General features: G+C 39.4%; 8 protein-coding genes. 4 read left to right on the top strand and 4 right to left on the bottom strand.

Going from position 1 to position 11,656, the window contains the following annotated elements; all coding sequences use genetic code 11:
• The first annotated feature begins 50 nt into the window (after positions 1 to 50).
• On the top strand, positions 51 to 1,010 hold the full coding sequence (locus AC2T0J_RS18730) for a hypothetical protein (protein ID WP_489807268.1): 960 nt from the start codon (positions 51 to 53) through the stop codon (positions 1,008 to 1,010).
• Between the two features lie 623 nt (positions 1,011 to 1,633).
• Here the strand turns inward: AC2T0J_RS18730 and AC2T0J_RS18725 are convergent.
• Positions 1,634 to 3,175: an SIR2 family protein gene (locus AC2T0J_RS18725; protein WP_489807267.1), complete on the bottom strand. Its 1,542-nt coding sequence runs from the start codon at positions 3,173 to 3,175 to the stop codon at positions 1,634 to 1,636.
• 294 nt (positions 3,176 to 3,469) lie between these two features.
• The gene (locus AC2T0J_RS18720; RefSeq protein ID WP_489807266.1) at positions 3,470 to 4,828 is read right to left on the bottom strand and encodes a restriction endonuclease; all 1,359 of its coding nucleotides are present in this window, start codon (positions 4,826 to 4,828) and stop codon (positions 3,470 to 3,472) included.
• 2,012 nt (positions 4,829 to 6,840) lie between these two features.
• Between AC2T0J_RS18720 and AC2T0J_RS18715 the strand changes: the two genes are divergently transcribed.
• On the top strand, positions 6,841 to 7,029 hold the full coding sequence (locus AC2T0J_RS18715; protein WP_489807265.1) for a hypothetical protein: 189 nt from the start codon (positions 6,841 to 6,843) through the stop codon (positions 7,027 to 7,029).
• A gap of 68 nt (positions 7,030 to 7,097) precedes the next feature.
• On the opposite strand, the gene AC2T0J_RS18710 is transcribed toward AC2T0J_RS18715, so the two are convergent.
• Positions 7,098 to 8,345 (bottom strand): FRG domain-containing protein, encoded by a 1,248-nt coding sequence (locus AC2T0J_RS18710; RefSeq protein ID WP_489807264.1) that lies wholly within the window; start codon positions 8,343 to 8,345, stop codon positions 7,098 to 7,100.
• Between the two features lie 260 nt (positions 8,346 to 8,605).
• The gene (locus AC2T0J_RS18705; protein WP_489807263.1) at positions 8,606 to 8,791 is read right to left on the bottom strand and encodes a hypothetical protein; all 186 of its coding nucleotides are present in this window, start codon (positions 8,789 to 8,791) and stop codon (positions 8,606 to 8,608) included.
• Positions 8,792 to 9,186: 395 nt separating this feature from the next.
• Here AC2T0J_RS18705 and AC2T0J_RS18700 point away from each other — a divergent pair, with 395 nt between their 5' ends.
• On the top strand, positions 9,187 to 10,665 hold the full coding sequence (locus AC2T0J_RS18700; RefSeq protein WP_489807262.1) for a hypothetical protein: 1,479 nt from the start codon (positions 9,187 to 9,189) through the stop codon (positions 10,663 to 10,665).
• A 43-nt stretch (positions 10,666 to 10,708) separates the two neighbouring features.
• Positions 10,709 to 11,656: a hypothetical protein gene (locus AC2T0J_RS18695; protein WP_489807261.1), complete on the top strand. Its 948-nt coding sequence runs from the start codon at positions 10,709 to 10,711 to the stop codon at positions 11,654 to 11,656.

Here is an 11,656-nt window from a genome sequence, read left to right as displayed (position 1 = left end):
TCGCGATAATAAGTCAGTAAATATACTCGTTACCAGCAAGGAAGAAGACAATGACTTCAATCAATTTAAGTACGGACGCTATTCATTATCGCCAAACAAATGCCGTCAGCGCTGATTTTTTAGAAAACAAAAACAGTGAATTTCAGTCAATTACCCAGACGCCTGCCATCGAACAGCAAAAGCAGTCCGGCTTATCTTTGTTGCAACCGGGAGTCACAAACATGGCTTACAAAATGGGGACACTGCAGGAATTGCCGGAATCCGATAAAGCCAGAATGTTGACCATGAAAGATAGCATGGAAACACTGCGAAGCATTGAACAGAGCAGGCTTGACTATGAAGCTAGCGGCAAATTGCGGGAATTAAGCGCACTGGTTCGGGTGAACGGCGAAGTGGTCGCTATGTTTGGGCAGCAGGGGCAAAGCACCTCAAGAAATTTTGTTGCCGGAGATGTCAAACAAGCCAAAGGTGACCTCAATGCCCTGATGGATTTGCTGAAAGAAAAATACGGCAGTGATGTGTCGATAGAAACCTTTTCCCCCGGTACTGCTCCTACAAATGCGGAAGCCTTTGAATTATTTAACGGTATGAGTTACAGCAATTTTGTCGATTCAGAAATTAACAGCAGAATGGAGGCGCTGACCAACAATCAAAAGCTGAGTATGCAAAGGGAGGAGGCAGAACAAAAACGCCGTATTTTATACGAACAGGTGCCGCAAACTGCTGTATTTAAAGTGGGCGACAGTATAGTTGGCAGCCTCAATGAAAAAGGCTTTGTCGATATTAATGCCAATATTCTCGAACAGGCGGATGCCAGGGGCATAGACAGAGAGGCTTTACAGGCTTTTTACAGATACAATGAGATGAGCAATACTGATAGCGACAAGATACAAGCCATGCTGGAAGATATTTTTGGCAGCGACGTTAATGTGCAGAAATTTAGCAACAACGATATGCCATCATTGGGCACTGTCCGCAATGACGCCAGGGCCAGAGTGTTACCCTTATAAAGTGCAGTGGTGGCAACGTGTTTAAAGCCGACCAGATATTACAACGACAGCCAAATTATTGGTTCTAGAGTGAGCTTGGTGGACATTTTCGAAATGACCGCTTTTAACCAAAAGCAACCGTGACAGAAGAGTGTGTTGAAGTCGCCAAGAAAATCTCTTGCTGGCGGAAAATCTCGTCTTGTGTGGCAATAGTCAGTAGTGATGACTGCCACTTAACTTGAGAATCTCTGCCACTGAGATCGACTGATTATCAATGACTTATAATTTTGTCGAAAAATTTACTGACACATAAAATGAGATTTATTTTTTTAATAGAAACCGGACTTCCACATATTGTCGGATTCAAAGGCATGATAACTATTAGTAAGAAGTGACAGCGGGCGGTAAATCTAACCCCTATATTGAATTTAATCCATCAATATTTCTAGAAAGAATGGGGCTTTAATATAAATACTCTATATGCAGGCACGATACTATGATCCAGATTAGCCCTATGACTGCTTTGAGCGATCTGCGGACGTCAGGCGGGCTGATTGGAATCGTCAGTTAAAGACAAGGAGCGGACGTTCTCAACTTCAGCTAGGTCTCGAGTATATTGCGCTGAATCCCTGTGATTGGTTTTGTTATTCATTCATCAAAGCATCGATTCTATCTTTTTGCTCTGAAGTACAGTTTTTACTGGTTTTTAATACTTCCAACCATTGTTGATCTGAACTCCTGAAAGGGAATCTTCCTGCTTCACTCAACTCATCAATAATTTCATCGATATCGACTTCATTTAACCAGTCTATTTTTTTAACGAATACTTCCCATGTCCCCCAACATTTACCAAGTTTATCGGGGCCAGACCATCGCAAAATTTCAACTATATGATCTATTCTTTCTTCAAATATATCACTTTCAATTCCCGGAGAAATTTTTAATATATTCATAAACGGCTTTTCTGCTGAATAAAAATCCCAAACTCCGTCTGACTTCGCACAAAGCTCCATCACAGCAGCATATAGTTTTTCTTTTACGTTATTGTTTGGATATCCATCTTCATTAGTCATCCATATGACAGATTGTATCATCTGATCTATTTCACGATAGGACATCCTGTTTTCAGGAGTTAATAATTCTTTACCAAACTCTTGATATAAAATTTGATTGGACAGGATCTCCACTAACGCTGCCACTGCTTGATGTCGAGAATCCTTGTTGCTAAATATACTAAGGACGTCGTCACTTGAAATACGCTTTCTATCGGATACTTTATCTACTAATCCATCAAGCCTTTCTCGAATATTTTCATGCTCATCAAAAAACCTTTTTGTAGATTTTTTGTAAGATTTAAACTCTTCCGCAAGGTCTTCTAAAAACTCACTAATCTCAGCTTTAATTATGAATATGTTCTTGTTCTCGAATAACAACTGAGACTCTTTGTAAACATGTTCACTCACACTTGGGTGAACAATCATGTAGGCTGCTGGCTTATCTTTTCCAAGGTGAGCAAAGACTTCGTCATAGAGAAATCCAATGTTTGGGTCTGTTAGGCTGTAACCAATAAAGATTGGTGAAGCCTCTGAAAAAAGGGTGTATATTTTTCTATTGAGATAGGTGTCTTCTCTCTGGAACGAAAAATATTGACTCTGTGTAACAACAATACTTTCTGGCCTACCAATATCACCGTGAATTTTAAAAATGTTTTTCCTTGTCGCGGATATTTGAGGGCATTTGTCTTTTCTAACGACGACATTAGGAATTCCGTCGAAAATAGTTTCTAAAAGATTATCCCAGTTTGTAGTAACTAGATTATTTGGCGCAAAGGCTCTGAACCTCCTTAACCAGTCAGGGTCATCTACCTCTTTTTTGAGGTCTATCAGTGACTGCGCGACAAGTGAATTAAACTTGTATTCGTCATAGTCGCAATGAGTTATTGCGAAAGAGCATAGTAACTCAGCGGCTTTTAGAGGGTTTTTAACATCAAGCTCGAGAGGATAATTAATGAATTCACTTATTTTTATGAGAACAGCTTCCCAACTTCCGTATCCAAAATTGTACGAAAAACCAGATCCAATCCATAAAAAGTAATTCTTGGAAAAGACGGAAGCGAGTAGACTAAACTTAGCGTTGTCAGATAGTTGAGCTATACAACTCATTTCAATTCCTTTTGCAAAAGCCATTTTAACAGGCTGGTGAATTTTTTATTGGAATGCTTATTAAAGTTGAACTAAATCGTGCATCTTCGCGATTAAAAAATATCTACAGCAGCATCGTCGTAACACTCGTTCCCACCGAATAACCATGTTTTGTGATTTCAGTAGTAAAATTGTCAATGTCAGCTTTAAGTACGTTTCAGCCCCACGGCTTCAAAGGCAACTTGAGACAAATTACGGACTGTCAGCTTTAGTCGTGCTTTATTTTTGAAAATGTCAGATTGAGTCGTCCCGAAATCGCGGTTACTAATCCAAATTAATTCATAACTCGTCATCATAAAAGTCTTCAGGAACTTGTAACTCGCTAATTCTATCAATAATCGATTCGTCGGTTATTAATTCAAAACCTAACGCTTTTGCTTTTCTAGCAACTTCGGTACTAACGTCATTAAGAGTGAAAAGAATTTTAATATCGCAATTGAATACATCCCTTTTTTCCATTTCATCATAAAAGGTTAAAAAGTCATAAAAAGGTTCTTCTTCTTCAGATGAAATACAAAATAACAAAATGTCTGTAAATCCATCTATACCACTGAACTTAAAATGATTTTCATTGCGGTAATATATGAAATCTAACTTTTTTAGTGTTGACTCTAAATGGTCTAACAACCTTTGAGTGTCATTAGATTGAATTGCTTTATCAAGGCGGTCACCGTTATAGACATAGCTACAACTGTCATCTACATTAGGTTCATTTAGGTTTAAATTAAACACGTTCGATAATGTATCTGATAGACTGGTGTGGTGAGTAATTTGAACGCTTAAACTTTTTGCAAGTTGCTTCGCTGATTTTGTAAATGTTGAGTTAGTCACAACAATCGCTGATTCTGCATTGTAAAACCCTTTAGCCGCTGACACTTCCTGAACAGCCTTATTTCCTACAGTTCCACTGTACAACTTGCATTGAACGACACAAACGATACCTTCAAATTCAATAACTACATCTGCTCCTTGATCCCCTGAACCTTTTGTAACTCGGCTTGATAAACCGAGAGATTGAATATAAGAGCTAATTAATTGTTCGTATTGATAGGGATCTGTTACGGAGTTTAAAGAATCTAGTAGTGGCTCTTTATCCAGAGGCGTAGCTTGCGCTACCGATGAACATGCAGAATACACACCCTCATCATTTAATGGATCGTCTAATAAGTAAATAGGCAAGAGACTTTTAGACTTGAAGAATGCTAAAGCTCTCGGATCTATGTATTTTTTTAGATGAGCCTTAGCTTCCCAATGTTTTGATTCTCCGAAACGTCTCATTTCTGTATAAAAAGCTTCGAGGACTAAATCTCCATACTCATCAGTGTAGACGAGTTGTTGGAACTTCAACTGCAACGGCTTCACATAGTTATTTTCAAAAAGGTAATCAACAATAACGCTATCACGAATTGCTTCTGCTATGAGTTCACCAGAACCCAATAAGGAATGTTTCTTGTTAATAACTGAAGAGACATATTCAATTGCTTGCTCTAAATCAAAAGCCGTTAAGTTGTCTGACAAACGATTGTTCTCGATTTCTAACCTTTCTTCCAGCAACTCAAGTAAATCCTCAAGCATTTGTGGTGACGTTGAGAAAGTTGACTCAATTGCTCCAATAAAGTCCTTTAACAACTTAATCATAAATATCCTTAGTTTTATTGCATTAACTATTCTTATACTAACGCAATATACAGATTATCTTATACAATTAAAGCCAATACCTTTGAACATAAGTCAGCTGTTGTCTTAGCCTGCTTTTTTAAAAAAACGGCTCGATTAATAATGTCTATTGCAATAGCACGGTGGATTATTTGCATGATTTTGTTTAAATGCTTGGGATACACTGGCAAGCAATAAACGAAGCGGGTTGGGAAACTCAATACTCAACTCATTGGCGTCCTTGCCGTGAATTGGCATCACAGTGTGTAGATGATTTTCATGTAAATCTACTGATCAATAGGGTGGAAAGTGCATAGCACCAAGGTCCGGTTCACGTACACAGCTGCCGTCCAATCAAGAACTAATGAATGGCAGCCACTGGCATGAAAAAGACTCTTGCTTTCGTAAGTGTGGAGGTCTGCAATAACGCTGAACAGAACTTTCTTAAACAAAGCGTAGCTTATTTTTTATTCATAATGAAAGTATCATTATGATAGTTTCATTATGACTTTATCATGATAGGCTTGAATCGCCGCTAATGCGGCTCAGGCAACTACTTCGTGACGGTGCAACTAATAGCCATCAGGTGAGCTTTCTCGCTATGTAATGTTATCGAATCTCCTATTTGTCGATTGCTAGCGTGTTCTCAGTCGGTAGGCTTTAAGTGTAGCGGTTCAATGTAGGAGAGACTCAATTGACCTGGCGCAGTACAAAGAGTTAACTGCTCGACGTGCACTGGATGGATAGCCACACTGACGCTGCTACGCCATGGTCAAAGATATCGGACAACGAACAATCGCAGCGCCGCCAAGCCAGTCGAAACGAGAGAAAACCTCTGCTTGATGACTTCTCGCTCTCTCTCATTACTCATTCGAATTCGCAGATAGTCAATTATTTCGAGAGATACTATCGGACTTTTTGAGAATGGGTCATCAGAATATTTGAGAGTGCTCGTCCGTTTAGATGATAAATTGCAACATACATCGTGGCACCTATCATCACCGCTAAAGGCAATAAAAAATGGCTTCTTCGAGCATTGTATTCTTCCGTTAGGGTGTGCAGCGAGTTGTTGCATAAAATACAACATCTCAACCTGCGCTAAGAAGGAATATGCACTTATTGCATATTCCTTCTTAGCAATATTAATCATCACATAGACAAGCCTGGGCTAAAGCCACCCTGCCTGGGTAGCAACAATAAGCAATACAAGAAGCACAACCTGCTACGCACCCATAATTTCTCAGGGTGACGCAAGATATACATCGCGCCTGCGACGATCACGGCAAATGTAACTATCGGTGGCATCAGCGTGGAAAAATTATCCCAAATTTCCTGGAAGCTAATCATCGGTTCTGGCCTGCTGCTTTGCAAAGTGAATCTCGCGATGAAACCGACAAATGTCGCTACTGTGCCGCTGAGGACAATAGAGTTGAATGTTATCCATTCGCCCATTCATCGGGTTCCGATGATTTTAATTATAACGAATTCGTTATAATTAGACAGACGATGCAGCGGGATGCGCTCAATATCATCTCGTCCTGTCGCGCTCTCGCATTAACATTATTACTGGCGGACGGGCAATTCCAGAGAAGGTATTACAGCGTGGTATGTTCGAAAATGGAACCAACCACGGGTTTCCGGCAATGAGCTAACGCATTATGAGGCTAATCGGGGGAGAAAAGGTATTTACCATAAAAGCCGTTGTTCGATATTGGGAGCTTCATGGTTTTGCAGGCCGACTACGTTGCGAAAGACTTGCTAAACACTGTTTGCAAAGTTTAGCTACTTCTCCAAAGACCGGAGTAACCTAAAATTCGTTACATCTTATCCTGGCTCGACTGGCTCCTCCTTAGGGCTAGAAGACATCTGCTCACAATGACGACTCTTCGTTAGCAGGAAACAACAAAAGATATAACCTAAATTGTATATTTATGAAGCCTTAGATGAGAAGTTGCACAGAACTTATATTATTGGAGCCAAAAGAAGGAGTAACTATGAAAACCTATGATGATTACCTGAGTGAAGTAAAAATACTCATAGCCGCTGGTCATAATCGTTTCGATGTCCTGAAAGCTCTCCATACGCTATATCTGCTGAATGATGGTGACGAAAGTGATGATGATGAACTTCGTAATCTTATTATGGATATCGAGAATAAAAAGCATGAGGCACTGTTCAGGTAAAAGGCGATTATAAGTGCATTGTAGCTGTTCTTTATTAAGCGTCCGTAAAAACGGGGTAGAACCCTGGTTTAATTCATGTGCTGGTCCCACAGTTTATAGAAAGATTTATTTCGTTCATTGTCATCTGAATAAAGTCTGCAATCGTAGTAATCAATTACGGTGATGAATGAACATGTGACGATATTATCTACTGCTCTTCTTATATTTCTTAATGAGGTCCAATTAATAGGGAACTCCCCAGTTGCAATAGCGGCCTGGTGAAAATTAATAAGCTTATCAATTCTATCGTGAATTACGTCCGGCTCTACTTTGTATTCACTTTTTTGAGTTTCAGCATACTCGTGCATATTATTCCGCACTTTATCAAATAGAAGGGGAGGTTCTTCAACTTCAAATGCTAAGTCAGTTGCTAATGATTTGAATTTCGATGCATAGTTTAGACAGAAGCCTTTAGCGATGTTGTCATCATCTAGGTTATGTGAATCATCAATTGCTATATCAGAATCTAAATATCTGACATTGGCGTGCTGGTCAAAAGTAATCTTATAGGGGATATTTGCTTCAAATACACCGGCGCTAAGACTGTCAATTATAAATCCTCTTTGACGTGAGATTCTTGTGATATCTGGCAAAATAGCAGCTTGAAAATTAACGGAAGCAATACTCTCCATATCATTCACGTCTTTTTTGCTTACCATATATACGATACCGATTTCTCCATCTTTAGGATTCGAGGATGCGAAATAAAGAGCGGTCAAAGGGTCATAAGTGATATCAAGTAGAGGAGGATGGAGGCAGGCTTCGCTCTTGAAGTGCTGCATAAATGCAAGTTCTAAAAACTCAATGTCTTCAGGTTTTGCAGCACAAAAAATGTCATTGTAGAGTGTGAAGTTATTGCGTAAATATTTTCTGAAATGCTCTATGCGGTAATGTCTTTCGCGTCTTAGTTCTTTAGAAACATACTCAGCATTATTAACAGGCCTGTCCATAGGTGTAATATTTTTGTGTTTAACTGATGATAGACCTCTAAAAAAACGTGTTATTTTTGCATAATCATGTGATGAATCTAAGAGTTGTATTAGGTGATATTTTCCTGGTTTATTATGGAAAATTTCATTTCCGAATCTAAATTCATAGTTTTTAACCCTGAAAAGTCCAGCGATTCCACTCAAAATTGCAAATGCCGCATCATAAACATTATTAAAATGCGCTTTGGGCATGAATTGACTAATAAACTTGTGTCTTTGGAATAGTATATTAGCATTATTCATGTGGCATTTTTCGAATTTGGCAATCTTATTCGCCTTATTTTTCATTCCTTCTTCGTTATTGTCCGATGAGTTTTTATCAATTTGGTTTAATTCATCCCGACGAATTTTTATATATTCATCTGGGGATCTGATATGGCTTGTAAGGCCGAAATAATAGTCACTTCTAAAATCATTTGCCCGTATAAATGTTTTTAGAAGTTCATAAGCTTTTTTTGACTATTCAATTTCTGGCTTATTCATTACTCATCATCCTTGAACAGCGTTCATCCATGGATACTTTATGCTTATTTCGACATACTATCAATTTAGCTAAGCTGGTTATCTGAGAGGGTTGGGTCGAAAATAGGCATAAGGACTTGGGCAATCGCTTGTTGGATCACGCGATCAACGATTGTTGGGATCCCTAATTGACGTTTACCGCTATAAGGTTTATCAATCTCAACGCGTTTCACAGGTGAAGGTTGGTATTGGCCTGAGCGAAGCTCAGTCATAACCAAGAATCTCCTTGTGTAACAATATTGACACGATCTTTCGCAAGCGTGCGCATCATTCTGCGATAGGTAAGATAGTCTTTTGTCTCACCTCTAGCTATAGCTATACTTGCTCTGCGCTCTCGATACGTTCTGGGCATAATATTCTGTCCTTGATTCCAGTGGTATGTAGCGGGTTAAGTTTCTCTCCGCCTGCTTTTTTAATTAGTCCCTCATAAATCGTAAGCTATAAAATACATGTATCAGCACTGCGACTAATTCTTTAAAAGTTATTATTAAACTAGACACTGTTGAAATAATAGCCAATCTGTTTTATTTTTATACTGTCACTTTGAGCTGTAGTGAAACAATAAAACTAAAATTAGCCTTTTTTAGCACTACATGGATGTTTAAAAATGACCAAGATATTCACCATCGGAGATAGCATCTCTCAAGGTTTCATGTCTGGCTGCGCGGCCAATACACACCTCAGTTACAGCACCATACTTGCCGAAGCTCTCTCAGAACAAAATTATCGTTACTACCGTTGGGACGATAGGTACAAGACTAAAATTGATTTAGAGCGCATTTTACGAGCGTTAGAGAAAAAATTTGGGACGAATATTCGTGGCCTTGAATGGCTAGGAGTTCTATCTGTCATCAACAACGTTATTGACCAAGCTGAAGACTACTATGAGAGAGGTGAGGGCCAGATAGGTAAACCGGTTGGCAGCCCATTTGACTCTCAAGGGTTTCACAATATTGCTGTCGAGGGCATGGATGTAGGTGACGCATTTATGGTCACTCCTAATTCCTGTCGAAAAGCCGTGGAGAATGGTGACGGAAGCGGTGATGGTTACCTTAGTAGTGTTAGTAATCCATTCTCTCGAAATGCATATCGAATATTAAACCCTGAGGGAAAGACTAAAGAGGATGTATACGGAGACTTTTCAGCGGTAGATTGGCTAGAAAAATGTGCTTCCGATGAAGGGGTAGAAAACTTATGTTTATGGTTAGGTGCTAATAATGCGCTAGGGACTGTTCTTGGGCTTAAAATAAAGCCAACACCAAATGATCCTGTCAAAGTTCTTTCTGCAAACAGAAAAGACCGTTGTGGCTGGAACCTTTGGCACCCAAATGACTTCCGTGCTGAGTATAAGGAACTACTTGAAAAAGTAGTTCTTGCGATGGAAAACAACCAACACAGTGACTGGAAGGTATTTGTAGGTACGGTGCCCCTGGTCACCATTGCTCCTTTAGCTAAAGGGATGGGAGAACAAAGAATCATTGATGACCCATCACGACCAGGTAAAAAAGCTTTGTACTATGAGTTTTATTCTTATTTCCCTTTAACCCCCAAATCTGCAAAAGAAACTGGTCAATTTTTACCATTTAGAGACGCCGTTTTCATTGATAAGACAATTGTGAAATTCAATGAAATCATCAAGGATTTGGTGAAGAAGAAAAATGATGAGCTTGGAGTAGAGCGGTTTCATATTGTCGATATTGGTAATGCTCTAACTAATATGGCTTGGAAAAGAAATTTAGGACAACCGAGTTATGAATTGCCAGAGGAGCTTCAGTTCGATTATCCACCAATTGATACCAAATACTATGATACCACACCAGATGGAAAAATAGCGTCTGGGGGGATTTTTAGTCTAGATGGAGTCCACCCAACAGCTATCGGACAAGGAATTATAGCTTGGGAGTTCATGAAGGTAATTGAATCGGCACGTCCTGGTGTTTCTCTGAAAAAGCTAGACTGGAATGCCATAAAAAAAGCAGACAGCCTCAGAAGTAAACCAATCAAAATTATGCAGGAACTTTACGAGCATGATGACTTGATAAAGTTCATTGCCTCCATCGGCAACATTATAAATATCAGAGATTAAACTTTAAAAAGCGGTTTGGAACATTTTTTAGTAAAGGATTACCATGAAGACTCCTAAAAATTTATTAGTTTTAATTGTACTACTACCGATATCGTTTTCGACTCTAGGCTCATGTGATTTCGGCCCGTATGTGGCTAATACACCAATAAAAATCACATCGACTGGTCTCTGTCACGACGAGAATTCAAGATACTTTAAAGGTATTACTAGCGGATATGCTAACCAATATCAAACTATTGCATCATGCATTGAAGGAGGTTTTAGCGCACCCAAAAACCACCCAGATTTGCCTCCTGAATTACAGACAAAAGCCGCTCAAAACCGAACTTCAATACTCGCAGAAATCTCTTCAGGAGTTGACCCGTTTGAGAGTAGACTTCGCTGTTCGTCTAATGGCCCAGCTTTGGCCGCCAGCGTAACAGCTACAAATACTCCACCAACAGAGAATCCATCTCCAGCAGATGTTGTCGAAGCGGCTAAGGCAGCCGCTAGTGCTGAAGAAGAAGAGAAAAAGGCAGCCAACTTTGGAGGTTTCGACTGGAATCCTGCATTAGTGATGCTTGCTTATAATGATACGATTTTAGACGACATATCAATTGAGAAAGCAAACGAAAGCGACACTGAGGGGACGATTAGAGTTGGTAAACAGATAGATTACCAAGCAGCACTGATGTTAGAGGCTCACTATTATTTCACGTTTAACGAATCCGGTAAGAATAAACTAGGAGTGGGGCCATACGCTTCGGTTAGTTTAGCGACTCAAGAAGGAACTGACTTAGGCTCTATTTTTGGTTTGGGCGTAATGTTTGGTGCATATCAAGGTGAAGGGAAATCATGGAACGTTGGTATTGGCTATTTTAAAGATACTGACTTTACAAAATTAGTAGACGGCTTAAAGCCAGGGGATTCTACAGCCATACAAGATTCTGGAAAATTGACGGGAAAACATGATGTAGGTGGATGGATGTTGACATTAACAGCGACGTTTTAA

Source organism: Alteromonas sp. ISO5, assembly GCF_058105165.1.
This window is presented reverse-complemented; position numbering and strand designations above follow the sequence as displayed.

Bases quoted from the DNA above. Each gene is read 5' to 3' on its own strand.
- AC2T0J_RS18730 (WP_489807268.1), top strand. From the start codon at position 51: ATGACTTCAATCAATTTAAGTACGGACGCTATTCATTATCGCCAAACA.
- AC2T0J_RS18725 (WP_489807267.1), bottom strand. From the start codon at position 3,175: ATGGCTTTTGCAAAAGGAATTGAAATGAGTTGTATAGCTCAACTATCT.
- AC2T0J_RS18720 (WP_489807266.1), bottom strand. From the start codon at position 4,828: ATGATTAAGTTGTTAAAGGACTTTATTGGAGCAATTGAGTCAACTTTC.
- AC2T0J_RS18715 (WP_489807265.1), top strand. From the start codon at position 6,841: ATGAAAACCTATGATGATTACCTGAGTGAAGTAAAAATACTCATAGCC.
- AC2T0J_RS18710 (WP_489807264.1), bottom strand. From the start codon at position 8,345: ATGAAAAATAAGGCGAATAAGATTGCCAAATTCGAAAAATGCCACATG.
- AC2T0J_RS18705 (WP_489807263.1), bottom strand. From the start codon at position 8,791: ATGACTGAGCTTCGCTCAGGCCAATACCAACCTTCACCTGTGAAACGC.
- AC2T0J_RS18700 (WP_489807262.1), top strand. From the start codon at position 9,187: ATGACCAAGATATTCACCATCGGAGATAGCATCTCTCAAGGTTTCATG.
- AC2T0J_RS18695 (WP_489807261.1), top strand. From the start codon at position 10,709: ATGAAGACTCCTAAAAATTTATTAGTTTTAATTGTACTACTACCGATA.